Origin of the sequence: Pseudoalteromonas rubra, from assembly GCF_005887095.1 — a bacterium.
GTDB classification, from domain to species: Bacteria; Pseudomonadota; Gammaproteobacteria; order Enterobacterales; family Alteromonadaceae; genus Pseudoalteromonas; species Pseudoalteromonas rubra_E.
In genome coordinates, this window is the sequence record NZ_PNCI01000041.1 from 15,525 (window position 1) to 42,117 (window position 26,593).

At 45.1% G+C, this 26,593-nt stretch carries 19 protein-coding genes; 3 read left to right on the forward strand and 16 right to left on the reverse strand.

Annotated features, from left to right (window positions below):
* Positions 1-13 precede the first annotated feature (13 nt).
* Positions 14-892, reverse strand: coding sequence for a methylisocitrate lyase (gene prpB / locus CWB99_RS16970; protein WP_125717407.1), 879 nt, complete (start codon positions 890-892; stop codon positions 14-16).
* 31 nt (positions 893-923) lie between these two features.
* Positions 924-1,595, reverse strand: coding sequence for a GntR family transcriptional regulator (locus CWB99_RS16975; protein ID WP_046007265.1), 672 nt, complete (start codon positions 1,593-1,595; stop codon positions 924-926).
* Positions 1,596-1,836: 241 nt separating this feature from the next.
* On the opposite strand from CWB99_RS16975, the gene CWB99_RS16980 reads away from it, so the two are divergent.
* Entirely contained in the window at positions 1,837-2,556 is a 720-nt protein-coding gene (locus CWB99_RS16980; protein WP_138551233.1) for a substrate-binding periplasmic protein, read from the forward strand.
* Positions 2,557-2,906: 350 nt separating this feature from the next.
* On the opposite strand, the gene CWB99_RS16985 is transcribed toward CWB99_RS16980, so the two are convergent.
* The gene (locus CWB99_RS16985; RefSeq protein ID WP_138551221.1) at positions 2,907-3,740 is read right to left on the reverse strand and encodes an ADP-ribosylglycohydrolase family protein; all 834 of its coding nucleotides are present in this window, start codon (positions 3,738-3,740) and stop codon (positions 2,907-2,909) included.
* A 222-nt stretch (positions 3,741-3,962) separates the two neighbouring features.
* Between CWB99_RS16985 and nfi the strand changes: the two genes are divergently transcribed.
* Positions 3,963-4,637: a deoxyribonuclease V gene (nfi, locus tag CWB99_RS16990; protein WP_138551220.1), complete on the forward strand. Its 675-nt coding sequence runs from the start codon at positions 3,963-3,965 to the stop codon at positions 4,635-4,637.
* Between the two features lie 134 nt (positions 4,638-4,771).
* Here the strand turns inward: nfi and CWB99_RS16995 are convergent, their stop codons facing one another.
* From CWB99_RS16995 to CWB99_RS17050, 12 genes are all read right to left on the reverse strand, one after another.
* Positions 4,772-5,281: a hypothetical protein gene (locus CWB99_RS16995; RefSeq protein ID WP_138551219.1), complete on the reverse strand. Its 510-nt coding sequence runs from the start codon at positions 5,279-5,281 to the stop codon at positions 4,772-4,774.
* A gap of 582 nt (positions 5,282-5,863) precedes the next feature.
* Positions 5,864-6,394 (reverse strand): hypothetical protein, encoded by a 531-nt coding sequence (locus CWB99_RS17000; protein ID WP_138551218.1) that lies wholly within the window; start codon positions 6,392-6,394, stop codon positions 5,864-5,866.
* 17 nt (positions 6,395-6,411) lie between these two features.
* On the reverse strand, positions 6,412-10,185 hold the full coding sequence (locus tag CWB99_RS17005; RefSeq protein ID WP_138551217.1) for a DUF637 domain-containing protein: 3,774 nt from the start codon (positions 10,183-10,185) through the stop codon (positions 6,412-6,414).
* Positions 10,186-10,200: 15 nt separating this feature from the next.
* The gene (locus tag CWB99_RS17010; protein ID WP_138551216.1) at positions 10,201-12,753 is read right to left on the reverse strand and encodes a hypothetical protein; all 2,553 of its coding nucleotides are present in this window, start codon (positions 12,751-12,753) and stop codon (positions 10,201-10,203) included.
* 487 nt (positions 12,754-13,240) lie between these two features.
* Positions 13,241-13,981, reverse strand: coding sequence for a PKD domain-containing protein (locus CWB99_RS17015; RefSeq protein ID WP_171045372.1), 741 nt, complete (start codon positions 13,979-13,981; stop codon positions 13,241-13,243).
* A gap of 166 nt (positions 13,982-14,147) precedes the next feature.
* Positions 14,148-15,623, reverse strand: coding sequence for an internalin (locus CWB99_RS17020; RefSeq protein ID WP_138551214.1), 1,476 nt, complete (start codon positions 15,621-15,623; stop codon positions 14,148-14,150).
* 10 nt (positions 15,624-15,633) lie between these two features.
* Positions 15,634-16,503 (reverse strand): GEVED domain-containing protein, encoded by an 870-nt coding sequence (locus tag CWB99_RS17025; protein WP_138551213.1) that lies wholly within the window; start codon positions 16,501-16,503, stop codon positions 15,634-15,636.
* A 9-nt stretch (positions 16,504-16,512) separates the two neighbouring features.
* Positions 16,513-17,760, reverse strand: a complete 1,248-nt coding sequence (locus tag CWB99_RS17030) for a hypothetical protein (protein ID WP_138551212.1) — start codon at positions 17,758-17,760, stop codon at positions 16,513-16,515.
* A gap of 53 nt (positions 17,761-17,813) precedes the next feature.
* Positions 17,814-19,766, reverse strand: a complete 1,953-nt coding sequence (locus CWB99_RS17035) for a Hint domain-containing protein (RefSeq protein WP_138551211.1) — start codon at positions 19,764-19,766, stop codon at positions 17,814-17,816.
* Positions 19,767-19,856: 90 nt separating this feature from the next.
* Positions 19,857-22,580, reverse strand: a complete 2,724-nt coding sequence (locus tag CWB99_RS17040; protein ID WP_171045373.1) for a M4 family metallopeptidase — start codon at positions 22,578-22,580, stop codon at positions 19,857-19,859.
* 695 nt (positions 22,581-23,275) lie between these two features.
* Positions 23,276-23,779 carry a DUF4240 domain-containing protein gene (locus tag CWB99_RS17045; protein WP_138551209.1) on the reverse strand — a complete coding sequence of 168 codons (504 nt, stop codon included), beginning with the start codon at positions 23,777-23,779 and terminating at the stop codon, positions 23,276-23,278.
* 132 nt (positions 23,780-23,911) lie between these two features.
* A complete protein-coding gene (locus CWB99_RS17050; protein WP_010380108.1) occupies positions 23,912-24,121 on the reverse strand; it encodes a cold-shock protein in 210 nt (69 codons plus the stop codon).
* A 468-nt stretch (positions 24,122-24,589) separates the two neighbouring features.
* On the opposite strand from CWB99_RS17050, the gene CWB99_RS17055 reads away from it, so the two are divergent.
* Entirely contained in the window at positions 24,590-25,264 is a 675-nt protein-coding gene (locus CWB99_RS17055; protein WP_138551208.1) for a hypothetical protein, read from the forward strand.
* 22 nt (positions 25,265-25,286) lie between these two features.
* Here the strand turns inward: CWB99_RS17055 and CWB99_RS17060 are convergent, their stop codons facing one another.
* Entirely contained in the window at positions 25,287-26,513 is a 1,227-nt protein-coding gene (locus CWB99_RS17060; RefSeq protein WP_138551207.1) for a sensor histidine kinase, read from the reverse strand.
* Positions 26,514-26,593 lie beyond the last annotated feature (80 nt).

Sequence of the window (26,593 nt, forward strand, 5' to 3'; positions counted from 1 at the left end):
TCCTTTAAACTTTTTATTTGTTCTTACCTTGGGCAAACAATGCGTCGAGTTTTTGCTCGTACTCGTGATAGCCAAGATAATCATACAAATCCATACGAGTTTGCATGCTGTCGATGACGGCTTTCTGATCGCCGTTTTCTAAAATTGATTGATACACCATCTCTGCGGCTTTGTTCATTGCGCGGAACGCACTCAGCGGGTAAAGCACCATGTCGACGCCCCACTCACCCAGCTCTTTTTTGTTCCACAGCTCTGTTTTACCGAACTCGGTGATATTGGCCAGAATGGGCACATCCAGCGCTTCGGCAAATGCACGATAATGCTCTTCAGTCTGCACAGCTTCTGCGAAAATACCGTCTGCACCAGCTGCAACATAGGCTTTAGCACGCTCAATAGCCGCTTCAAGACCTTCCTGCGCGAATGCGTCGGTACGCGCCATGATGAAGAAGTCTGGATCGGTACGCGCATCTACAGCCGCTTTGATGCGGTCGACCATTTCGTCTGTCGACACAATCTCTTTGTTAGGACGGTGACCGCAGCGCTTTTGCGCTACCTGATCTTCCATATGCACGGCAGCGGCACCCGCTTTTTGCATCTCCTGAATGGTTTTAGCAATGTTAAATGCGCCACCCCAGCCTGTGTCGATATCGACCATCAGGGGCAAGTCACAGGCAGACGTAATACGCTGAACATCTGCAATTACATCGTTTAAAGAGGTGATGCCTAAGTCCGGCAGACCATAAGAGGCATTCGCAACGCCGCCGCCAGACAGGTAGATAGCCTGGTGACCGATTTTTTTCGCCATGATGGCACTGTAGGCATTAATGGTGCCCACGATCTGTAGTGGCTGATTGGCTTTTAGCGCGTCGCGAAATCTTTTACCTGCGCTGATGATCCCTGTACTCATAAGTGTGTCTCCCCGATTATGACTGATGCTGTTTGGTTAACTTGGTGGCAATATTATTTTTAGAATATTGAATATGGCGGCGCATCAGCATTTCTGCCAACTCGGCATCTCGATTTGCGATGGCACGCACTATGTGTTTGTGTTCGTCGTAGGCCGTTGTCACGCGTGGCCCGGCCATGCCGAGTTGCACCCGATACATTCGCGCCAGGTGATAAATACCATTGCTCAGCATGGCAATCAGCTGCTGGTTTTGGCTGCCGACAATAATGCGGTAATGAAAGTCCAGATCGCCCGCTTCCTGATAATAAGATTCGCCGCCTTTGACTTCGTCGAACTGCTCGTTCAACAGGCTATTGAGTTTGGCAATTTCTTCATCTGGCATGTGTTGCGCTGCCAGACGTGCAGCCATGCCCTCAAGGGCTTCGCGCACCTGATACAACTCCATCAGGCCTTCTTCACTCAGCGAGACCACTCTGGCCCCCACATTCGGACGACGTTCAACCAAATGGCAGGCCTCAAGGCGGTTTATCGCCTCCCGAACAACCGCTCGGCTTACCTCATATTTTGTCGACAATTCCATTTCGCTCAGCTTAGAGCCAGCCGGAATATCACCTTCAACAATCTCTTTTCTAAGCCGGAAAAATGCTTTATCAGAAGCAGTTACGGCACTTTCATGCATAAAGCTCATTATGTGTTTGCCTTCCGGTCTTGTTAAAAGTTGTAGACAATATAGTGCTGCTTTACGTGTACGTCAACCCAATCTGCGGTAGATTGTCGACAATTTACAATATAGGGGGTATTCATGAAATTTATGGTTGTTTACCGACATACTGGCTGACATCTTGAACCTGACACCCTGAATAATAAGGGCAAGATAACCTGGCCCTGCTACACTTTTATCCGTATGCAGATTAAAAGGTATGTTTTTGATGGTAAAAACAGTCGTTGCCCTGATGCTAGTCACGCTGCTGATTAGCTTTCACAGCTGGGCTAAGTTCACCGTAGTCACGGAGTTATCCCCACCCAATCAAACCTGGGTCAACGACCAGGTTGCCGGTATCAGCACCGAACTGGTTAAAGCCATTCTGGACACAGCTGAGCTTGAGGGGGACTTTTACATGTACCCCTGGGCACGCGCTTTGAGTACCGCAAAAGATAAGCCCAACACCCTAATTTACAGCATGGCAAAAACCCCACAGCGGGAGGCTTTGTTTCACTGGATTGGCCCCGTGGCGCTGTTTAACCTCGGCTTTGTAACGAATCAGCCTCCTCAGAAAGTCCACATTGAGTCGCTGACGGACGCTAAGCAATATCGGCTTGCCGTACAAAGAGAAGACGTGGCTGCCCAGGTATTGCAGACTCTGGGCTTTGAGTTTATCGAGACCGCAGATATACAACAATCCTACCATTTACTGGCAGCCAATAAAGTCGACCTGGTTGTGGACGACCCACGCTATGTCAGCGCCATAGAGCAGGCAATGAATTTACCCGACAATCACTTTCGCTATGTGCTGGATATTGAACCGCTTAGTGTCAGGGGCTATTTGGCTGTCAGCTTAGCTACGGATCCGGAGCTGGTTGTTCGGCTTCGCACCGCCTACCAGCAACTGATTGATACGCCCTTATATCGTAAAGCGCTTTTTGAGTAGGAGAAGCTGTATTTCATTGGGCTAAACACAGCCAGCTAAAAATTGGCTGGATATAATAACAAGATAGAGCAAGGTTTTATTCCATAATACTAATGACAAATCACCTGATGTGAGTTCTCTATATCCTTGTAGGATACTGTCGAACAAATCGATTTGTCATGCTGGAATCCCATCGGCGCAGGTATGTGACGGAAGTGTCGCTTCAGAAAAGAGAAACTGATTCAAAATGCAACAGCCTTATACTATGTTTCCTCTCAATACAACCCATTAGCCAGAAAGGCGATGTTATTTTTCTTCTACTCCATTAAACTCAAGTCTTCAAGTCTTCAAGTCTTCAAGTCTTCAAGTCTTCAAGTCTTCAAGTCTTCAAGACGTAAATCAATATTGGCCAGATACTCCAGACCATAATGAGGATGATCAAACTGAGCAATTAATATCTGAGGCAGATCTTTTTCGACCTCGTCATAGCAACTTGCTATACCACAACTGATTGCTGCTACACTGTCTGTGTCGCCGCCTAAGTTTACTGATAGTTCGAGTATGTGACTCAAACTGCGCGACTGGCTCAGCATCATCAAAACCGCGCTCAGCGTATCTTCTGAAATAGCGCGCACTGGCCCTTCCCAGTGAGCATCAAACACACAACCGAAATCAGTAAGATAATCTGCCAAAGTATTCAGCGTTGCCTTTTTATATAAGCCCGCATGAGTGGCCAGAGCAATACACTTGGCGGCGTTAACCGCAATATCGTGGTCGTGTGTTACTCGGGCCTGCTGCTCAGCTCTGCTCAAAATTTTTTGCTCGTCAATCAGATAACCCAAAGGCAGAGCACGCATCATAGCGCCATTACCAAAGCTATCGGTCTTAACCAGTCTGGCAAACGCTTGTGCATTAGGCGCCTCGGCAAAAGCCTGTTGCAATCGCTTGGCATAGCCATGAACCGGGTCCCTGTGGTACGTATCGTAAAAGGCAGCGGCAATCATTTCGCTGTCCCAGAGTTTGTCACTTAACATCAGCTCAGCCAAAGCCAAAGACATCTGCGTGTCGTCAGTGTAGCAGGCAGACTCACCCGACAATGCATGTGCCCGGTAGCCACTAAGATCATTGTGTGTCCGGATAATATCTTGTGCAACAAACTCAAACCCTGCACCGTATGCATCAGCAATTGCCATTTCAACCAACATCAGGCTTCCTTAAATATGTTAAACAGCCCTAATGAGCTGTTGTTATAATTGTCTACTTTAGTTCAATCAGCCACTTAAATAATAGTTACACTTTCTATTGGCTCAATTTTCTCTTAACAAACTTAATCATACCGTGTATGTCCATTTATGGTACAGCCCCCTATGATTAATGAGTAAAGGTACGTTAAAATTGCAGCGCAATACAAAAAATAAGGCGTTAGCATGCAAATAGAGCACCCCAGCTCTGAAACAGAAGCCCAAACACTGCAAGAAACACTCGCAGCTCAGGTTATCAGTGAAGATCAATTTGACTCCATCACCACCATTGCTGGCACTGATGTGGCTTATGACGACGCGACAAACCAACTGGTTGGTGCCATTGTGGTGTTAGATGCCAGCACACTGGAGATCATTGAAACTCAGGTGGTCACCGAAAGTGTGCGTTTCCCATACATTCCCGGTTTGTTCTCATTCAGGGAATTGCCGCCATTGCTGTCCGCGTTTGAGCGACTCACCCATAAACCGGACATGATAGTGTGTGATGGACAGGGCCTGGCTCATCCAAGGCGCTTTGGTCTGGCCTGTCATCTTGGTGTAGTCCTGGATATTCCCACCATAGGGTGTGGTAAAACACGACTGACAGGCACGCATGAAACGCCACTTGAAACTCGCGGAGCCAGCACGCCGCTGATAGACGATGAACAAGTAATCGGTGAGGTTTTACGGACCCAGGACAACATTAAACCAGTGTATGTCTCTGTTGGTCATAAAGTCAGTCTGAGCACAGCAAAAGACTGGATCCTCAAACTTACCCCTAAGTATCGCCTGCCAGAAACGACCCGTCAGGCCGATCAACAAGTGAACAAGGCGCTTAAAGCACTACAAGCACAAGGCTGACAAATCCGCCCTGCACAGTATTAGCTAACGATAGACGGCATACATTCTGTACGACAGTTTGGAATATGTTTATACACAGCCCAACAACAAAAAAGCCAGCTGGTAAGCTGGCTTTCGAATCGCAAAATAGCTATTTAAGCAGTGTAGTCAAATGACGATGTATCTGCGGATGTGGGCACCGTATAACCGGGCAAGGTTTCTCCCGGGAATAAGACATCCCAGACACAGCACTTGACCAGCAACTTGAGCATCTCAGGATGGTACTTATCAAAATACTCATCAAACTTATCTTGATCCATGAACTCCTTACCCAAACCAAAATATTCAACCCAGAAAAGGACACTTGCGGATTGCACGCCTAAATCATCCTCTACTTGAACTTCATTTATTGGGGGCTCTGCATTAAAGTCATGACAATTTAGACGCCACCACAGTTCAATATCTGACTGATAAGCACAAAGCAATGTATCCTTTAAATCGACGATTCGAAATCGGCCTCCCTGAATATCAAACCCCTGAAGATAGTTGTCAATGCCCTCCTGCATCATGCCCATTGGGGTTTCTTCGCACTCGCCAGGAACATAATAATCCCTGAATGCCAATATAACCCAATAAATAATCTCCAACTTTTTAGAATCAAACATTTATTTAACCTTTATCAACTGGGCTGACGCCTTTATTACTTGGATACATGGTATTGATGCACCATGTACCATTGTTATCTTGTCTGTAATGAACAACCACTTTAGTCAGGTTACTGATCTTTCTCACTTGACCATTTACCTTTTTATAGCCATAGCCCAAAATTTGAGCGACACCCACCCATAACATATGCCAACTCGAAGGCAAAACTACAATAGAAATGCAAGATTATTGAATGCTGCGCTTCCTATAAGCTCCGAATTGTGAAGCTCATAAGCTTAATTATTAAATCCTGGAGAATAATCAGATTCGGACAGTACGATAGCATACCCAAACCTGAACTTGGATAAATCGAAATGATACTGAAAGATGGAACCGAGTGATGGAACCGAGGAAGTGATAGAACCGAGGACACCCACCCTAAATTGGCGCCGAGTACCAAGTTGAACCTGCCGCACATTCTGTACGCCAGTTTTAGATGGCTGTCCATGCAACTCCGCGCCAGTTTTTTTGGGGGGTCTTTCCTAATTTCTACAAGGCCAGCTTAAAAGCTGGCCTTGTAGAAATGAAAGATGGATCCTGTATTATTTCATTATGCTGTAATCCAATAGGGATAAATCACCTGATGTGGGTTCCGTATAACCCGGTAGGGTCTCACCGGGAAATAGCACATCCCACATACAGCGTTTCACCATAAGTTTTAGCATGTCTATATGAAACTCCTCTTCTGGGTCAATACTGTATAATTGAACTTCATCTGAAAATGTTTCTTCCCAAATACAAATGGCGCTCGGCTGGATTCCGTAGTCAATATCCTCCAGCTTTTTGTCACCAATTCTTGTTGATTCTGAACACATACCAAACCAGTCAGCTTCCTCTGCGTTAAAAAGGCTAAAGAACTCCTGACATAAGCGTTCGAAGTCCTCCTCTGTACCATAAAACTCATTAAACATACTCTGCATATCATGGATGCAAAGTGTTAATTCTCCATAGTAAGCCCGATCAGGAAACTCTTTCTCAAACTCATCTTTTCGACAAATTCCAGGGCCCCACCCACCTCTAAAGGGTTTAGAAATATGTGTAATAACAGGATAGTGTTGAGAAAAATACTTCATAACAAATTTTGCAACCCTTAATCTTGCTTCGTTGGAAACATTGTATCAATGTACCATGATTTAGTTGAGCTATCATAAGCATAGTTAACATGAACTTGGTCCATATAATGGCGGTTTTCTGGTATTGCCGCCGGCGCAGGCTTAACCTGCCCTTCATTGGGCACGCGACCATTACCAATCCTCCTAAAACCATAACCGACATTCTTCCCCATAGGAACAACAACACCGGCTACATAAGGCCTGCCGTTTTTAAGTGCCTCATTTAACATCGCAATCACCTCAGGGTTATTTGGCTGTACTTTTTCTAGTGCATGCCTTAAATTTTCCGGACTATCAAATTTACTGGCATATTTTGCGATTGCCCTGCCAGTTGAACCATCTGGCGCAACTCCAGTTGCAAGACGATGTACCAGGTGCTCATCGCTGATATGGCTTCCGTGTTTTTCAAGCGTATGTGCGCCGTCCGAATGTTTGAGCAATTGTAACTCAGCATTGGTATAATAGTCCTTTTTAATGATTGCTTTTTTAAGGTTTCCAGTTGGATCACCCGGTAGTGCTTCATTCGAGTAGCCAGAGCCAGAAACATATTTAGGGTCGTCAAATTTTGCATCCCGATAGCCCGCAACTTTAAACTCAACCTTGCGCTCGATTGAATCAATCACTTGATCCAACTGCATTGACAACTCAGCACCAATTTTGGTCTTGTTTGCCAGTTTCTTAATTGCCTTAAACACCTGCTCTGGCGCTTGCCCAAGCACCACATCACCGAGCAGGGTAAAGCCTAACTCCATGATCAGCTCATTGCGAGCAGCTGCCTGTTGCCCTGCTGGCAAGTTCTTAACTTTATTTAGTCGCTTACCAATAGCAATAACTTTTCTGGCAGCTTCTATCGCGTCATAGGCTTTCCATAATAGATAAGCACCTTGCAAAACAAACCAGAAACCATTGTTTTCGGCCGCATTCGCCCCTGCATTAGCAGCGATATTGACTTCACCACCGGCAATAAAGGCCGCCAGACCTGCACCCAGTTTAGCAAGATCAACCCCTTCGGATTGTAACTGCATCAACTTGGCTTTACTGTAGTCGAGGTTCCCCAAGACCATCAGGTTATCTTCCAGCGTCTGCATTTGCGCAGGAGTCAGGTTGTCTATATCCTCAACCCCCTCCACACCCAATAACTGCTGGAGTTTTTTATCTTTGTCTTTTAGCTCTTTTTCTAAGTCAGAGTAACCACTGATTTCTTTGTGTGCATCAGCGACCAGCTCACCTACAACAGCGCCACCGGCACCACTGCTGCAAGCCAGACCTTTGTCACTATTACTAGCTGCCGCGGTAAGCGTACCTGTTAGACACCCCACACCTGCATGGGCCAAATAACGTGTTAGCTGGTTAATCTTTGGTGGATCCGAATGAACAGCATCACCAATCTCTGACGCAAGTTGTTTGCCCAACTCTGCAATTGCATAAGAGGTCAGGTTACCCAGGATCTGATCTTTAAAACTGCCTAGGTCCCCCCCCTCAATAATTGTAGAAATACCTGCGCTCACCGTGGCGTTTAACAGCGCTTGGGATGCCTGTCTTGCAATATCAATTGCAGTCTGGCTCTGTTCAGCAACATTGGTTAAATTAGCGCTATTGAAAAACTCCAGGCTTTTGAACGTTTCACTATTAAGGACACCCGCAGTGACCATAGACGTTGCAAGCGCACGAAGGTTGTCAGACTCAAGCATTGACTTGATGGTGCCGTCTATCCCTTTACCACTTGCTAGGCCTGTCGCGGCTTGAGTTGCCAGAGTAATAGCACCGGCCTGCATTGCAGACCCAGAAACTAGCCCATTGAAAGCTGGACCAATGGCATTTGCACCACTGCCAATCCACCCTGTGCCTGCCGGGCCCATGGCAACAGAAACCGCAATAGCAATGATAGCCATGGCAGCGGGGCTCAAATTACTGGTTTTTTCATGCTTATGAATTTTCAGTAACTCGGTTGAGACAATATTCAGATTGTTTGTGAAACGGTTGTCGTCATAAAGATCAGCCATCCACTCAAGGTTTTCTTTCCCTCTAAACTCTGAGATGACATCTTCAACAAGCTCTCCATCATACTGACCTAACTCAAGCGTAATGCCGTGGGAAGCATGAACCTTAACCCCACCGATCACCTCATTGTAAATGGCGGTGTCAACCTGATCCTGTTTAGTTTCAGTTTTAATCTTCCAGGTGCTTTTACGCACCTTATTGTAAAAATAGTGATCCTGCTCTTTAGCAAGTAAAAGATTAACACGGCCATTGTAGGCATTGATTTCTGTACCACTGTCGGAGGTCAACTCAGTTGCCTGCAGCGTCACATCACCATAGTCAGACGCAATCAATATCCCCTTACCAGCGTGCAAAGCTGAACGAATTGCTGCTGTCTGGAGTACCTGTTCCTGCTCAGTCGTCTTGCCCCATTTTTTATCTGTCGTCTTTTCAATCTTATTGAATTCGTTACCGATAAAAATCCCTTGCCCGGCTAGTAATTCAATCACTCCCTGATCTGCATGCAGTTCAGCCGCTTTAAGCTCAATGGCACCCGATGCCATCAGGTAGATACTGTCTTTAGCAGACAACTTAGTGGTTAGGTGCTCCACTTCAGAGTAGGACTCATTAAACCCTTCGAACTTTTTGTTACTTGAATAAGTGGTTTGTTGTGAGATCAGACGGATGTTACCGTCGGCGCGCAGGCCAATGGTATTCCCCGTAATAGTGCCGCCCTGGACAACGAGATCACCATAACTTTGAATGCGAATATTTTGGCCGTCAACTGAGGCAATTTGTCCCAGTCGGGTTCCCTGTCCGTAGGCCGTGTTGTATCGATGCAGAACTGTTTTTTGTAGGTATTGACCCGCCACAATATCAACGTTCTGTGTCGCAGAAAGTCGCCCCGACAGGTTCTGTAATGTACCACCTACAAACAGATTTAAGTCGCCATCCGCTCGGATCTCGGCTTTGGGCATAACGGTGAGATCTTTGGCTGTTCTGACGAAGGTATCATGCTGAGTTGTTAGCGTACCACTTTTGATGGTAATACTTCTGAATTCGGCCCGCGAGCCACCAAATTCGGCCACATGACCATCAACTCTTTGTTTATCAATGGTACTTTGAGTGAGGTGTACAACAGGAATCAACACCTGCTCGCCGTTGATGGTTTGAAGCTCTGGCCAGATAAAGTTTTTATTAAAACTTTTAAGGTTACTCGCTGTAACTTTGTCACCAAACTTTGTTGCTGTAGAGCCCGCAAATTCATATGCGTTGTTATACAGATCATTAATTTGCTGCGTTTCATTGGTGTACAAGCTACTAATCAAAGTACGGTTAAGCTGGTTATAGATTTGCGAGCGCACCATTCGCGATTGCACAAACCTGTCACCCACTCTTTTGGGCAACTTATAGTGCGGAAAAATAACGTTAACCCGACCATTGACGATTGGAATATAAATAGGTGGATTCAAGCCACTTTTTTTATGTTTAACCAGCTTGGCATGGAATGCTTCAATGGTTTGCGCTGAGCGCGCTTGAGAGGACTCAACCACATACTCTGATTTAACAAATTGACTGTCTGAGTTGCTCACTTTAGTAAACGCAGGATCTGCGTTAAGCTCTACAGCAGCCTGGTGTGCATCAAACGCGGTAAACGCTTGCGCAAGCGTTGGCAAGCCCAACTGACCGACCAGCAGAGCAATATTTAGATAACCAACGCACTTTTGCCATAATGATACGGGCTTTTCAGGATTGAAGTTGTTCTTTTTCATACTATTCAGAGTCCCTTACAGATGCGTCATCAATGTAGTGAATGATATGGTTTCGTTGTATCGCTCACTGTAATCAACACTCCCCAATCCGGAGCCCGGTCGGTACAATTTTCCATACTCAACATAAGAAATCGTCGCAGTGCTGTAATCTGCACTCAAGGCATACGATAAATATATTTTGCCATCCATACCGGCAAATACAGAGGAATGCTTTTTAGGAAGTGCCTCCACAAAATTGGTAGCAGCTTGCGTTATTTGTGCATGTGTTTTACCCGTTGTGCCTACCAAATTATCTTTTACGGCTTCTTCTACTAGCTCTGAAATTCTGGTTCTGAAAGAATCGCTGCTACAATTAGGTACCTCAAACCCAACATAAGGAATGTATTTCGTCCCATTACACACTTTATAGGTGCCAGAGAGCCAATCACCCTCCGCTTTGATATTGACGATACGAGAATAGTGCGTTGCAGATTTATCCCAGATAAACTGTGCCTTATACTTCTCAATGGCATCTCTTCTGACTTGATTCTGAACATTGATATTTTCTTGCGTATAGTCGGTCTCTGACAGCAGCTGCTCATTCAGGCCATATACGTTGCCTTGCAGTGACAGCAAAGTTTCAGCTTCTGCATAAGTGGTTACGGAATCAGTGCTACAACGCCACCCCAGCATACAACGGCGCATATTATTGACAGTAGCGGTGGCTATATCTCTGGTAAGTTCAAGACCAATTGACTTCAACTCAAGTTGATGAAAATGGCTCTGCCCAAAGACTTCAAAGTAAGAAAACGCATTAACCAGTTGCTCATCAGAGTCCGTGCTATTACCATCACTGACTTTTAGTTTACCGTAACTAATTACGCGCCCAGGTGGCGAGTACGCCGTGATTTTAGATTCAGTGCCAACATGCACCTCATTATATATTGCATTCTTGGTCGCATCGTAAGCAATTTGTGATACCAGAAAAGTAGTCGCTTCTAAGCGATAGCGTTCGTTGTAAAATTTGGGCGCGTTCACGTCAAAGTTACCCGCCTGATTGAGCGCCATAATCGCAGAGGCGTTACGAATGTAGTGTGTCGCTTTAAGCTCTAATGTATGCTCTGCAGACATCCTGACCTGATTCGCCTGCTTTGTATTTACTTTTATGCCTGAATCCCAGCTTTCATTTGCCCCTTTTTGGAGTGAATAAGGGTTAATATTCTCTATCGCTTTTGCACTGATAGACAAAGAGTTGGCGTGGATATAGGCCCTGAGATTTGGTTCGTGGGCACCACTGTTGGTTATGTTCTGGAACAAACCATGATTTGCGCTGGTGACGTCAATTGTTGGAGGCATCATAGGCAACTGAGCAGGCATGTTTAAACCCGGAGTTCGAGAGCCATTAGTAAAGATACCGTTAGCCAACGTGGCCGTAATGTTGCCGGCTTGCATTACACCACCAAAGCTATTGTACACGTCACTCACACTGTCAATTTCAATGTTCTGAGCCGTCAGGCGACCACGATTAATGACCTTTGCCCCTTTAAGCTCAATATTACCGCTATCAATTTGCCCATAGTTGTATACAACCCCGTCAGTAAGTGCCTTAAATGTACTGCCCATAATGTGGGCAGAGTTATATACGGTAACCCTACTTTGGTTTTTCACTGTTACTATGTTGTCGGAATATAATTTTCCAGATAGGCCAATACTACTTCTTTCATTCTTGGCTATTTGAATGAATATACCTTCGCTTGGTGCATAGAAATCATTCATTCGGGTACTGGTTGCCAGTGCATCTGAAAGCGTATTTAACTCTGTTTGCGGACCAATTATGACTGTGCCCGCAGCTACAATACCTATGCTCGCAGCTTTGAATGTACCGCCGGGACTGTACTGAGTTGTTGTTGTAGTAGCTGACAAAATATCAAGGTTACTATACTTAATACTAAACTGGCCCGGATAGAGGTTGATACCACCTGCGCCAACAATGTAGTTTCCTTCTGGTGATACTGAAAACCCGCCCATTGGGTGGCGCTCAGCTCTCAGGTTAGTATCAACCACACCTGCGGTAACAATATTTTTTGCTATTAATTCAAGAGATTGGATACCAGGTGCAAAAAGGTTGTTAATATCGATCTTACCGGTACTTCTGGAGTCAAGGTTAGTACCTGAAAAAGTACCATTTAGCAGCGTGACCCGACCCATATTTTCAAAACTACAGTCACTACAGGTCAAAGCGGGTGAAGTGGTTGCAAACACCACGTCAATCATCTTTCCCACGACCGTTGTTTTACTGTTTAGCAGCATATCTGGTGAAGTGATCACCAAAGTTTCAAGTGGGCTATCCTCTGCGACTCTGATGGTCAGAGGCTTCCCAGTTTGACTAAACTGAGAGAAGTTCAGCTGTTCCAGCTGTTGTGTGCCATCAATAACCAGAAAGTCACTGCTTGCGTTTGGGTACGTCGCTACTGAAAAGCTCGCATTTGCGTTGTAAGAATACCCAGCCGCATAGGCCACCTGAGAGGCGAGTGTCGTACACATTACCCCAAAAATAAAAACATAAAAAACCAATGTTCTGATGTTCATTCTAACCCTTGATTTACAATCAACGAAATAGCTTAACCACAATAGGTACAAAGTGCGCAATTTTACAGCAGCCCATATGCTTTATCAACAATAAAAATCAGATAGAGTGGCTAATCAAAAAGGCGTTGGAGTGGAAGTGGAACTGGGCACCGAACAACGTGTGCTTTAGAATACAAACACACCTCTAATGGTCCAGGTGGCTACCTGTAATAACAATCCGTATGCAGTAGCGAGGCAAAATAGGCAAGCTAATAAGTTGAGGTGTAGTTATTTTAAACAGGAATTTTTGACACAGCTATCGCCATATTTGCTCCGCCAAATTGAACAGGTATTAAGTGAAATTGGTATAATTCCTCTAATTGGTTGTGCGTCAATGCGGTTGGGTATTAGGAGGGCTGGGATAATTCACGCCCAGATCATGTACTAAATGAACTTGCAGGCAGCCTTCGCTGCCATGCATAGTGCAAACTGCGGCGGCTAAAAACGTTCAGCTCACCTCATTGCCAAAAAGTTTGCGGCGTAAGAGCGTACCAGCCATCAAGCAAACTAAGAAACTCAGACTACCACCTGAGCCACCACCTTGAGTATTGCCGTTATCAGTACCAGGTGATTTATTGCCATTATCGCTGTTGCCATCACCGTTACCGGGCTTTTCATTGTTGTTATCAGCTTCAACAACTTGCAACTGAACGCTTGCACTGGAAACCGTGGTCTGCTGCCACATTGCATCAACTGATAACTCAACATTACCCAGCTCAGCAAACTGGGTTGTTAACTTGCCAGTATCCGCTTGCGATGCTATCGGCTCACCAGCAACATACCATTGATAATGTAAGTCAAGCGGCTCACTGGATGTGAGATTTGCCAGAAACTCTACATTCTGACCTAGCTCGACTGTATCAGGTTGCAAAATAACCAGCCCAACAATTTTTGGAGAAATAAGATCAACTTGCTTTTGGGAAGATTCCAACAGTTTTCCGTCCTGATACACTTCTCGGGTCACTGTATAAATGCCGGGTTGCGCGTACTCATGTTCGGGCTCTGCCTCGTGAGATACCGAACCATCACCAAACCGCCAGAAGTACTGAGCATCACTCGCAGATACAGTGCAAGTTATTAGAAATAAAAGGCCAGTCATTACTTTGTACATAGTCACTCCCTGATAGTGATATTGAGCCATACGTGACATCAAAACGTCATTGATGAGCCTGCGTATGACGGCGTTCATTGTAACATAATCGTTAAAAAATAAAATATAACACGCTAACTTATCCATCCAATAGTACTACTTACGATGTGTAAATGTATTCACTTGTATTAGGTCTAAGTTCAGTGCCCGACGGTAACTTTGCCTAAAAGCGTATACCTGCAATCAGGCATACGCTTTTGTCCTACTACTGAAATGCAACACCATAGGTACTTAAAGCGGCCTCACACAACCGCCAGTTCAAGATCCCTCGCGCTGGCGCACTGACGTCTATGAAGGTAGGTGCCCACCTCATATTTCGATATCTTACGCTGTCCTCTCCAGAAACAACGCCAGCACGAACGGCCTCTTGCCGGGCAAGCTCACACTGCTTCCAATCCTGGCCGTCACTAGTGGGTAACTGTAAATCCGTTATATCGTAGCTGGCGGGGCAAGATTTGCCTCGTTGAACACAGGCGTTTTTCATTTCCTGTACCTTATTTTCACAGGCATAACCAAAGGGGTTATCGCGACAAAACTGTGCAGCGGTGAAGGAAAACCAGGCATTGTCGTAGGCAAGTACTTTGAGCCGCTCCACCGCCAGACGTTGTGACTCAGGTAGATATGCATAATAGCTGTTGAGCAGATTAGTTGCTCTTTGCTCATCCAGAATAGCTTGTTTAAAGTCATCCTCAAGCTCAGTGATCAGCCATTTAGTTGCATTTCTGACTATCTGGTAGTCAGGCACCAATGCGCGCAATGCCAGTGAAGATTTGTCGTAGCGGGTTGTATAGTAGCGAACGACATTGTAATCGCTGAGTGAGGTCAGCTGGTTATTAAACCCAGATTTTGCATATTTAACCGCCTCATAAAACATGTCAAAACACGGCTGTGGATTATCCAAAGAGCAGGTTATGATGTTGTTGGGTATGACGGTGAGCAGTTGTTTTGGGTCGCCTCCTTGCTGTACCGCTCTTACCGTAATTTTTACCGACGTTTTTACGTCATTTTGTAAATATCTGAGCTGCCCACCGACATTGAATACACCTCCATATAAGTCAACATCCAGATAGCCGCCTATGTCTGACTTGTCTTTGTTGCTACCAAAATCAATCTTTAAGTTAACCAGCACGTTAGCACCATACTCAACACCAGTGACAAACTCATCGCCTACCAAAGTTTGCAAGTTAGTCTGGTAGTTATTCGCTATGCTCTGCCCAACTTGCGACAGGGTATATCCCGCATTCTGGTTCACAGGCAAAAACAAACGTTTCTTTGGCGTGCTGGATGCACTGAATGTGTAAGAGCTTGAATAAGTACTGGATGCCATTTCTTTGGCAAGCGAAGCCCCCGCAGAAACGCGCACCACAGGAAAGTTCACGTTGGTGTCAACACTGCCATTGAGAATACTCAGCATATCGTCATAACCCATGTCAATGCCGGTTTTGAACTGCAGCTCAGTATTACCAAAACTCTCATCGACAACACCACTGACTGGCCGCACGTTTAAAAAACGCTTCTTTTGGCTGTCGTATGCCGTGCCCACTTCGATGTGATCATTTATGAGCCCTGAAATGACAGAGCCTGTCAAAGCACTATTCGTCATTTGAGTATCGGCACTCAGTGAATAGCAACTCGCTGCCGCCAGCGTTATCGCCAGCAATGTAGAGTAAATTGGATTCATATCATCTTCCTTAACGAATTGTTACCAGATAGTCTTCAACTTCACCGTAATGGACACGCGTACATGCGCTATCCGATCCTCCTCCAGCATCAATGGCAACGCGCATCAGTGTCAAACCTTCGGGCACTTGTGCCGGCACGTCTAGCGAAAACTTAAATACACCTGTTGATGCAGACCGATAAACCATTTCCGAAGGTTCAAACTGACCATTATGATCCCAGTCTAGCCAGACTCTGGCTGCGACATAAGATGGAAATTCTGGCTCTTTGTGTCCAGGTTTGATGATGACTTTTGAAACCTGATTAGCACGCAATCCAAGCACTTTACCCGAAACCAGGCTGTACCCGTGCTTTTCAGACTGGTGGGTAACGTCATCCACGGTTACTTCGGAGATCCATTCCCATTCATGTTCATAACTGCGGTTGTCACAGTATGATCTTGGCAGTACCGTGGTTTTAAGTGCCACGGGCTTATACTCCGGAGGCATTATAGAGCAGGCTTCATCGGCACTGGTGCCTGCATACCACTGATAGGGGTTCGTAAAATCAGTGTTCGCAAACGTCACGTATTGCGCCTTGCCAGCAGCTAAAGCAGCGTCAGAGAGCCACAGCTCTTTAAGCTGGCGAAGTTTTTCCTCTTTTGGGACTATATTGGTCGATTCATACATCTGCTCCCATAGTTCAACCAGCAGCCCGTCATAACACTTGCTCAGCCACGCAAACCGGCCTTGTGCCTGTTCAACCGTAAGTAAATCTCCTAATTCACTGTATCTGGCTTGTTGGTGTGTATCATTATTTTGCTCTGATACTGAAGCGAAGGCTGGACCACCAAAAGCCACAATCAGTACCAGTAACACTAACAAAAATCTGAGTATATTCATGAGATATCCTTATCTTAGTACGTCGCTGATGGCGCTATAATCACGTACATACACGAGATTATCGGCCTCGTAATTAATACAGTGATTACCTTCCGGGTTGCGTTCGCAGTAATCCACTAAATCAGCAAACAAGTTGGCGTTGGCACGGCTTTTAGTCTCAATATCCTGTAACTGTATCAATTGCTCCGCTGAAAATTGCGCTGCGTAGTAACGTTGCAGGTTTTTTGCACGGCGATATACCAGCCGTTCATCTATCCAACGTGTGGTTAGCTCTTTGATGATGAGTCGAGTCAGGTAATTAGCTGGCGTATAACCACTATCAGGGATGAGTTGTTGAAGGCCTGCACCAGAATCTAAATATCTGGCTGTATAAGTGTCGGTAATATTGTAATCATCCAGTGAATTAAACTGATTGATATAGTCCGTTTTAAGGTAGTGTACCGCAGCTTCAAACAAATTGAAGCAAGGGTCAGGGTTTAGCAATGTGCAGTGCATAATACCGTTAGGTATTACTTGCAATAACCTGTTTGGGTCTCCCCCGCTTTGAAGACCACTGATCGTAATTTTAACTGACTTGCGTTTATCCTCGGCAATTTTCTGAAGCTCTCCATCGACTTTTACTTTACCTATCCAGTCAACGCTAAGATATCCACCAATTGTGCGCTTATCCGTCTCATTTCGATACTCAATTTTCATGTTAATAACAACATTCGAGCCGTAAGCAAAGCCCTGAGCAAATCCGTCCCCCAAATTATGGGCCTTGTTTCCGGGGTACGCCGTCGCCAATTCCTTCGCGGCCGCTGTAGGCTGGTAGCCTTTATCATCGCTGGGAATCAATATTCTCGATTTGGGCTTAATTGAGGCGTAGACCGTATATGTACCTGTGTACCTGTCCGCACTGATATCCTTAGCATAGTTTGAGCCTGCATCCACTCTTACCGCTGGCAATTCGAAACCCGCATCCACCTTCCCATCGACGAGTTTAAGTGCTTGCTGATAGCTCAGGTCAACACCTACCCTAAAATCTATGTGCGTGTTGCCCAGGTGATCCACTTGCCTGCCAAGCACAGATTGCAACCCCAAAAATTGCTTTCCTTTGCTCTGATAAGCCGTGCCAAGTGGCACAAGGTCATTACTCTGACCAATGGTCGTTCGTTCTTCTACTTCATGGACAGCTACAGTATGAGCGTGCGCCTTTACCAACAACAAGGCGGACCCCAATAACAGCATAATCGAAACCACATTACGTATTTTCATTATCATATCTCCATGAAAGGCCCAATCGGGCCTTGGTATTTGTCAATCCATGACTACTGCTTCAGGCTGTTCAGATAGTCCTGATGCCAAACCTGTGGCAGACGATTAAGCACATCTTCTGTTGTTTCCACCTCATTACTAAATTCATGCTCGCTTTGCATCGCCAAATCACCCACTTGCAGGCCATTGGCAAACATGCTGAAAGACTCACCTTGCTGATAATTGGGATCATCCTTACCACGGCCCAGACGAAGGTTATACACCTTGTCGGCAAACTCAATCTCTTCTATCTGAGTGATCATTTCCAATCCATTTTCGGTCAGAATTTTTGCGCCTTGCTCAATTTTACTGGCCCACACAGCCTTACCAGACTGCATTACAACAGGGTGAGATTCTGTCAACAGCAGCGTTTTACCCGACTTGGTTTTCAGCTGGACCATGGGAATGGTTTCAACACCAACAGAAATATCTTCTATCGTCAGCGCTAAGTGATGATCAGGTGAAAACTCGCTGGCACCGAGCACTTGATCTCCCACATCAAGCTGCTCTATGGGAAGTTGCTTGCCATTTGGCAGAGTGATTAAGGTGCCTTCTGCCAGGCAACTGTAAACAATTTGCATCTGAGGGTGGCCTATATCCTGCCATCCACTTTCCATCTCAGTGGAACCAATAACAAAAGAAGCCGTTAGCGGATCTCTTCCAGGACGAAGTACGTGATCAAGTGCAAAGTGCATGATCCAGTGAGTATCCTGATATCTGCTAAACAAAGTAGCATCCCCAAAAACCCCTTCACTTTGTGGAATATCCCATGATAGAGTTGTTCTATCTATACCGAGAAATTTATCGTAGCTAACCGTCAGTTGCTTCGCAAAAAAATCACTAATGCTCTGAAAATCAGAACCACCAATCGGCACAGCTCCTCCGCCTTCTTTCGTTTGAATAAAGATATTTGAGCCATGATTAACAAAGGTAGGCTTATCAACCACTGGGTTCTCAACTAACGTTATTGCGCCGTTTTCCTCTTTTACTTCCAGCGTAGTAAAGTCCGGCTGATAGATGCGTGTCACCTTTCCCATAACATTCAAGCTGCCTTTAAAAGGCACCTTAAGCTTGGTTTGGCTAGTAGGTGTATCTCTTGGGTAGATATTCTCATAATCACAATCACCGTAATTCCGATTAAGACACATGACTATCCTACCGTCTGGCACCCCTTCTCCGGCTTCGGAGCGATTGTCAATTGGCTTTGCAATGTTACTCTCAAAGCCACCTTGATCGGTCGCTGGAAACACAGAGGCACCTGTTTCGCTAAATGTACCCGCTCCTTGATGACTGAGATACCCCAGTTTAGCAAGCAAGGTATCTTTTGAGTATTCCACTACGATATTTCGATCTTCGACTACCTGTTTTTTGCTCGCATCCATGTATACGACGGTGACCCAGCCATCAGCAAAGATACGCTCAGAGGCTGCAAGTTTGGAGAGAATGTTTTGCGCTTTGGCATACGAGTAAACAACTTTTCGCTTGGCTTCCTGACCATCACCAAAGTACTCCTTGTATACGGGCAAAGTGAGTTGCTCGCCTTTTTCATTGATCAAGCGAAGGTCTATCAAAGTGTAATTCGTTGAAACAGTTTTACTGTACAATGCAGATAACACAACAAATGACTCACCAGTTGTATTGTTAGTTGCTACTTCAACTCCCATATGTTTGAAAAAAGAACACAGCTCAGGCCTGCCGCTCGAACAGTTTTGTAATGAGCTGATGCTCGCACTGTCTGCTACTGATATGTCCCGTTTCAGTCTTTGATCAATCAGCGAAAATAAATGAGGTCGATTATTTTTACTCAGACTATGCTCTGCCAGTCGCGCTTTTAAGTGCTCATTTTTAATCTGCATACTTTGTTGGTAAGCGACATCATGGGTTGCATTTGATGAGCCAGCCAGAGAATCTGGCATAACAAATACCGTCCCCAGTGCAAGTGCAATGGATAAATAGAGAGGTTTCATATTTTATTCCCTTAATATGGAGAGTTATTTGAGCAAACGCTCAGGTCCCGCCAACAATATGCCAGCGAAACCCTACAGCAATTCATTCAATTAAGTCGGATGGAACCCTTTATGAGTTTTTTGCAGTGTGGCTATTTTTATTTGACAGGCTAATAAATATGACAACTCACTGTACGTATACATGCGTGAGCTTGTTTCAGATCTCTGCTCAATGCAAGTCTTAGCACCAATAGAATACGAAGTTGCACTTGAGAAGGGAATATCTGTTAAACCATTTACATTCACAGGCTGTTTAATATCACCCGAAGGTTGAGCCGTATTTTGCACGAAGCTGTTGGTAAACTTAACTTTGTTATTACTGTGAATTTCGAAACTAAAATTTGTAGGCGACCACGCACCAGTGCTTGAGAAGCCGATTTTTACATCAAAGATTTGACCCTCATCTACACTTCCACATGAAAAGAAAAAACTATATCCGTGACCAACCACCACACGCATCATTGCTTTACCCGGCAGAATACTTTCGGGCAAAGTAAAAGCAACCAGCCCCGTATCAGTTACCTCTTTTACGAGATAAACTTCCTGCTCTTCATACGAACCATTACGGTTGGTATCCAGCAATACAGTCACTTTTTGACCTACAGCATCTAGCCCCAGGTCAATGATGTTCTGCTGTTTCAAATATAAACGCAGAGGCTGGTCCAATATCTCCTGATAGCTCTGTGGCAATAACGACAAATTATCACCATTAATCAGAACACGACTCATCAGATCTGGATTTTCGTCTACAAATAATGGTGGGCAAACTACTCCCAGAGGGCGTGAATAATAATCCCGAAAGGCAAACAGCTCCTTACCATCTGTTTTGACCACTTTGAGTTGAAACCGAGTAAGCAATTCAGGCTCAATAACGTTCGCCCTTTGTAAGAACGGATAAATCGCATCTCCAGACGTACGCGCCCAGTGTTCAGTAACCTCATTACCCCAGTCCACAGTAATGCGTTCTATTTCATCAATAGGTAGTGTCTCAATCAAATATCTAAACTCATCATACTGTGGTACTGCCGTGACCGGCAGGCTGGAAATCCCAGATGAGTGTGCCACCAGCCCCACCTGGTGCAACGCACCATCGACATGACTTTGTGCTTCCTGTACTGGCATATTCACAACATCTGAATCTGCAACGAGTATCAAGCAGGCCGCTGCATCATCGAAACTGGCATTGGCTGGCAGGCAGGATACATTTGCTTTCAGATATAGCTTAAACGCTTCTTTAATTGTCCAGCCATAGGTTTTCACTAACTCATAAAACGCTTTTCTGAAAACTCCCCCAACGTCGTAGGTAGACATGTTCGCACGATACATACTCATGTGGTCAATACCTCGGCCATCCATAGACGGGAGGGCAAAATAACGATGCCCTACGTCCTGGGTTTTAACATCCCAGCCGAGCCACCACTTCTTATCGTCTTGCGGGCGCCCTGTGCCATCCAATGTTTGCGTTAAAAATGGCTCTGAAGTACTAAAGCTGCCAGACACTCTGCGCTGTAAGTAATCCAGTACGGCAAGGCTAGAAATATCTGAGAACGCTTGATAAAAAGCGCCTGCTTCCCCCTGACTTTTCAGCTGACTATTCCAGTATGTCAATGCATACGCAGCCTCGTGGGCGACTACGCTCGACACAGTCAGCGAATAATTAAAATAGCTGTCGCCACTACCAAAATTAGTATAAGTACCATCCCAATAGGCATTGTTCATGCCAAAAAAATTCCGATGCACTCTCTGTTTTAGTTTGTGAAGGCAATAGCCGTTTTCTGCGCAATGAGCATCTTGTTCCGGAAATAGCTCACCCAGCTGTTTATGAAAAAACTGCATTGTCAGCCCACCATAAAAGTGAGCTTCATTCACAGAGCCGTAACTAAACCGCTGATAGTAAAGTTGATCGACATTAGTTCGATCAAAATTTTCAAGTTTGTCACTACAGTCAAACTCACTAGGCTCTGTTTCATGAATTCTATTGTCAATCGTCTGCACATAAGGATTTTCTAAAAAACAGCGTCCCCCCTCCTTTCTGACAATAAAAGGGTAGCCGTCAAATTCAGCAAAAATGAGCGAACGATCTATGTCGCTGATATCATTGAATAGCAACTCAGTTGAAGGGCTGGTTGTTTCATCATACTGATATCTGAGACAGGCCTCCATGGTCGAAGGCTGTGGTGAATAACAAATAGCCCCCATTTTCTCGTTACCACCTATGCCACCAGCAGCAACGTATTGTTCGTCGATAGAAAGCGGTTTAACGTCTTGCTCATCACTGGAAACGTGAACGACCCCTTGCTCAGATTTAAGTACATTAAGGGTGTCCGCGTCTATGGTAAGTATACGTACGCCCTCTTTCGAAGTGGCTGAGACCCGAAACACGCCAACTAAACGGCCTTGCCAAGTCAAATACGCACGCCTGAGATGTTGTAATTTCGTCTCGGCAGCTATGCCAGCTCCATCCTTCAGCCGCTGCTCTATATCTGTCTGAGGCTTGTGAAAGTAACGCCCATCAGTGGCGCTTGTTACCTCTGATGCTCTCAAGGTCACACCCAGACCCTGCACGACTTTATCAGTACCATCTTTGACGAGCACAAACTGAGCTCCTATCACCGGTATGTCACGATAAAAAACCTGATAATGCTCAAAGCGTTTGGTGCTTTCTATCGTTTTTATCCGTTGATAACTTAATCCTTTTTCCGCTTTGTCCGCATCCGCTGAAAGGGCAAAGGTTCGAATCTGCTTGTGCAGTTCATGTTCAATTTCATGCCACAAGTGTTGCTGGTTCAATAATGAGTGTGTGTCGACCCACTGTGCCTCAGCGTAGCTAAAACAACTGAACCAACATAGAAAGGCCATCGAAGCGGCTTTTTTTATAGGCATTCACTCTCTCCCTGAATACATACTGTTTACAAATTAGGCTATTTCCTTTTAAGCTTGAACCTGGCTCATCGCTAACATCATGAAGCCATTGAGACGTTTGATTGAGTATTCAAGCCTAACGCGTTACGTCATAAAAGCGTAATGTACAAACACCCACAATGAAACAAAAAACAAACAACCTGTTAAAATTTCATGTTCACTTCCGCATTTTGGACACATTCGGTTGTAGCAAATAAAAATAATGCTAAAGCACTATTCAAAACAGTATGTTACAGACTCGGTGGAGATTGCTGCCGTTATTTTAATAATAAGGTTCAAAGAATTAATAAGTTAGTAGAGATTTCAAATGGCTAAGAAGAGTACGCCATGGTTTTCATAGGAGAACTATTTGCATTTGCAGTACTCAAGCACCGAGCAGAAAAATGTCTCTGGTGTACAAAGTCTAATTTGGGCACGCGCCTTGTTACTCCTAATTATCTATACACAAGGAATGTGCTGTTTGTACCTGCATTTTGTAGCTCATATTCTGCGGCGTATTACTTAAATCTAACAAAGCGTAGTCAGGTCCTCGACGGCACTGGCGGAGATCAACCCTGCCAGTACTTAGCAAACAACTGTGGGTAGGTTTGCTTTAACACTTTGGGCTTATTTTTAAATTGTTTGCCCTGTGGCGCATAATTCACCGTGTTGTGATAGGGCAGCTCCTGCTCCGTTTTTTGCTCATAGAGCAAGCCTGCTGTCAGGTCCAGTTCGTCGCAGTAGGGATAAGGCAGGTTATCGCGCAGGGGGATATCTTCGATATTTGCCAGGGTATCTGGCTGGGTCAGTACTTGTTCTACCCTTGCTTCGCCCTGGGTTAGTAGCCAATTACAGAAATCCAGAAAGTCATATTCACTGTTACAGCCGCAGGTCACATAAGCTGCCCCCCAGATATCCCAGTGCCATAAGCGTCTGAGCTGCTTGCTGTAGTGAGTGTCAAAATCGGCAATTTCTGTGTCAGACAGGGTTTCCAGCCTGGTTTTTAGTTGTGCCGCTTTATCTTTAGTTTGATTGTCGATGGCAATGAGCAGCCAAAATTGGGTCAGATCCATGGAATAAAACACATCAGGAAGTAATGATGCGATCTTACCACAGCCTGCTAACTGAAAGGTATGGTGTGACGGTTCACAGGCACAAAAAAAGCAAGCCTTAGCTTGCTTTTTCTCTTAGGCATCAAGCGTCAATTAAAGCTTAACGATTTCTTCTGCCTGAGGACCTTTCTGGCCTTGAGTCAGTTTAAACTCAACACGCTCGCCTTCAGCAAGGGTACGGAAACCGTCACCTTTGATTGCACTGAAGTGTGCGAATACATCTGGGCCATTTTCCTGAGCGATGAAACCAAAACCTTTTGATTCGTTAAACCACTTTACGGTACCTGTTAAAGTATTAGACATAATAGTAAATCCTGAATATTAAAATGATGCCAATCCCTAAAAGCTAACCTCTGCCCTGTTGCAAAGGATCCTTCTATACAAAAAACTGGCAAACCTATGCCCATGTGGGCGCATAGACCTAAATTTTGCCGGTGATAAAACTTCAGGACGGTACTACTACAAGCAAAAACTTATACAACAACGTAATGGAGATTTATAAACACTGACCCAAATTCTGTCTACGTTCATCTTATCGGGCTGCCCCTCTAAGTCAACTAATTTTTAATCATATTTGTTAATTCTTGATGACACAAACAAGTCGCTTTAAAGGCAGAGGAGGCAAGGGTGTACCTTTTTTATTTTACCTATTTAACAGGATTATGAACGAGGGCAAATTGTGGTTAATTTAACCAGATATAACTCCTTTGGAGACTACGCTTTGCAACCAAACTGGGTATAATCCTGCGCAGGTTCGCTAAGGCGCTTTTTATGCTCAAAGAAATGTTTCTGCTAATAACCAGAGTTATTGTATTGTGCGCTATCAGTGCACCAATTTGTGCTACACCATTAACAATATCTTACCTGCAACACCCTAGTGTCCGAGATCAGGCCTTGCCATTAGTTCAGGCTGCGTATGCTCAAGCAGGTATCAAAGCCAACTTTATTGCCATGCCCGCGCACCGTGTGCTTCACGAAATTACAGCAGAGCATACAGACGGCGACGTCATTCTGGCACAGGAGATATTCGCCCCATTCAAAGATGTTATCTCTGTCGGTCCGGCGTTAACGGAAGTTGACTTTGTGCTCTTATGCGTCGCAAATGTGCCTTGCGACAACTCTGTGTTAGTAGCAACACCAAGTACCATAGTCGCTACCGATCAATCCAAGCGTGTGCTGCTCACCAAGTACCCGCAAGCGCAAAGGAATCAGTTCTATCAGATTAACAATTTAGGCAAACTGCCTGAGCTGCTAAACCTGCACCGCTTCGACTATGCTGTTTTTGTGGTATCAACTCAGTGGCCGCTACCCGACTCACTCGCACATTTAAATGTGCACCACTTGTTTAGCTCAAAAGCCTATCACGTACTGCATAAAAAGCATGCGTCAATGGCGGCACAACTGTCATTGGCGATTGCAACCGTCAAGGCACAAAAAGGTCTGTAGCAAAGCCTCTTTGAGTATCCGCTTACGGTTGTGCGATTGGCCCGGACACAGGAAATCGCAGTACTATGCTCAAGCCATCTTGATAACAACTGACGTACACAGTACCCGCCAGATCATTCAAAGCTATACGCTTAACATGTGCCAGGCCTAGCCCTGACCCTGCAACCTGTTTTTTAGTTGAATAAAATGGTGCAAAAATATCTTCCGGGTGAATCAGGTTCACACCCGCGCCATTGTCACTCACTTTGAGCTTGAGCTCCTGATTTTTAACCTTGGCGCCAATTCTGATGGTTGGTTCTTCAACGCCATCGAATGCGTGTTCAATTGCGTTTGTAATCAGATGGTTAAGCGCTTCAACCAAGCTTGCGGGCTTAAGGTGTAATAGTACGTCAGCGCTTGGGTCAATGTCGATATGGAGCGTGATCTCTTTCTCTGCAAGAGAGGGTGCCCATACATCCGCCAGTGAATTAAAAACGTCTGTAATACGACATACTGTCGAAACCCCATTGTGGCACTGCACAATAGACTGTTTAAGCCGGTCAATTTTATCGTCAATCTGATAAAGGTTGCGTGCCAGCAAGGCCGCAGCCTGACCAATGCAGTCCGCCTGTTTACGGACTTCATCCATGGACTCTGGTCCATCCTCTAATGCCTGCAAAAGCCGACTGGCCGACTCGACCAGCATAGATGCAGATGTCACCCCCACGCCCAATGGCGTATTGAGTTCATGAGCCAGCCCCATGGTCATTAATGTCTGCTCTTTAAATGCCTCTTTATGATCTTGCTCCTTTTGCTCTGCCAGCATTCTCAATTGCAGTTCAAACAAATGTTTCAGTGAGCTGAGCATAGCTCTGGTTTTACCATCAAAGGTATTCTCTTTGTCATCGAGTACACATACGGTACCAAAAACTGAGTCGTCGACATTCTTAATTGGCAAACCAAGGTAAGCTATCATGCCGAGCTTGATGTCTGGGTTATGATCCCAGTCAGCATCTTTGAGGGCGTTAGGAACAAACAACTCATGTTGTGTCTTTATCACTGTTTCACAATAGAGCCCAGACTGATCCCAACACTCACTATCACCAATCTCGTAAGGGTTTTTGCTGTTGAGGCTCTTATTGAAAACACTCAGGTGGGGGCCATTGAGTTTCATGATCAATGCAACAGGCACCTCCAGTAATTCAGCCACCCGAGTTAATAACTCATTCCATTGTACAACCAGTTCATCTGATAAAGTGTTGGTGTTCATGTGCCTGCTCCTGGCAAGCTTTTCTGGCAATATATCTTACAAGCTTGCTCTTTGAGTATAGCCTGAACACACCAATTTAA

What these genes read in the sequence shown, in the direction of transcription:
- CWB99_RS16975 (WP_046007265.1), bottom strand. Translation starts at nt 1,595, where the DNA reads ATGAGCTTTATGCATGAAAGTGCCGTAACTGCTTCTGATAAAGCATTT.
- CWB99_RS16980 (WP_138551233.1), top strand. Translation starts at nt 1,837, where the DNA reads ATGGTAAAAACAGTCGTTGCCCTGATGCTAGTCACGCTGCTGATTAGC.
- CWB99_RS16985 (WP_138551221.1), bottom strand. Translation starts at nt 3,740, where the DNA reads ATGTTGGTTGAAATGGCAATTGCTGATGCATACGGTGCAGGGTTTGAG.
- nfi (WP_138551220.1), top strand. Translation starts at nt 3,963, where the DNA reads ATGCAAATAGAGCACCCCAGCTCTGAAACAGAAGCCCAAACACTGCAA.
- CWB99_RS16995 (WP_138551219.1), bottom strand. Translation starts at nt 5,281, where the DNA reads ATGTTTGATTCTAAAAAGTTGGAGATTATTTATTGGGTTATATTGGCA.
- CWB99_RS17000 (WP_138551218.1), bottom strand. Translation starts at nt 6,394, where the DNA reads ATGAAGTATTTTTCTCAACACTATCCTGTTATTACACATATTTCTAAA.
- CWB99_RS17005 (WP_138551217.1), bottom strand. Translation starts at nt 10,185, where the DNA reads ATGAAAAAGAACAACTTCAATCCTGAAAAGCCCGTATCATTATGGCAA.
- CWB99_RS17010 (WP_138551216.1), bottom strand. Translation starts at nt 12,753, where the DNA reads ATGAACATCAGAACATTGGTTTTTTATGTTTTTATTTTTGGGGTAATG.
- CWB99_RS17015 (WP_171045372.1), bottom strand. Translation starts at nt 13,981, where the DNA reads ATGAACGCCGTCATACGCAGGCTCATCAATGACGTTTTGATGTCACGT.
- CWB99_RS17020 (WP_138551214.1), bottom strand. Translation starts at nt 15,623, where the DNA reads ATGAATCCAATTTACTCTACATTGCTGGCGATAACGCTGGCGGCAGCG.
- CWB99_RS17025 (WP_138551213.1), bottom strand. Translation starts at nt 16,503, where the DNA reads ATGAATATACTCAGATTTTTGTTAGTGTTACTGGTACTGATTGTGGCT.
- CWB99_RS17030 (WP_138551212.1), bottom strand. Translation starts at nt 17,760, where the DNA reads ATGAAAATACGTAATGTGGTTTCGATTATGCTGTTATTGGGGTCCGCC.
- CWB99_RS17035 (WP_138551211.1), bottom strand. Translation starts at nt 19,766, where the DNA reads ATGAAACCTCTCTATTTATCCATTGCACTTGCACTGGGGACGGTATTT.
- CWB99_RS17045 (WP_138551209.1), bottom strand. Translation starts at nt 23,779, where the DNA reads ATGGATCTGACCCAATTTTGGCTGCTCATTGCCATCGACAATCAAACT.
- CWB99_RS17050 (WP_010380108.1), bottom strand. Translation starts at nt 24,121, where the DNA reads ATGTCTAATACTTTAACAGGTACCGTAAAGTGGTTTAACGAATCAAAA.
- CWB99_RS17055 (WP_138551208.1), top strand. Translation starts at nt 24,590, where the DNA reads ATGCTCAAAGAAATGTTTCTGCTAATAACCAGAGTTATTGTATTGTGC.
- CWB99_RS17060 (WP_138551207.1), bottom strand. Translation starts at nt 26,513, where the DNA reads ATGAACACCAACACTTTATCAGATGAACTGGTTGTACAATGGAATGAG.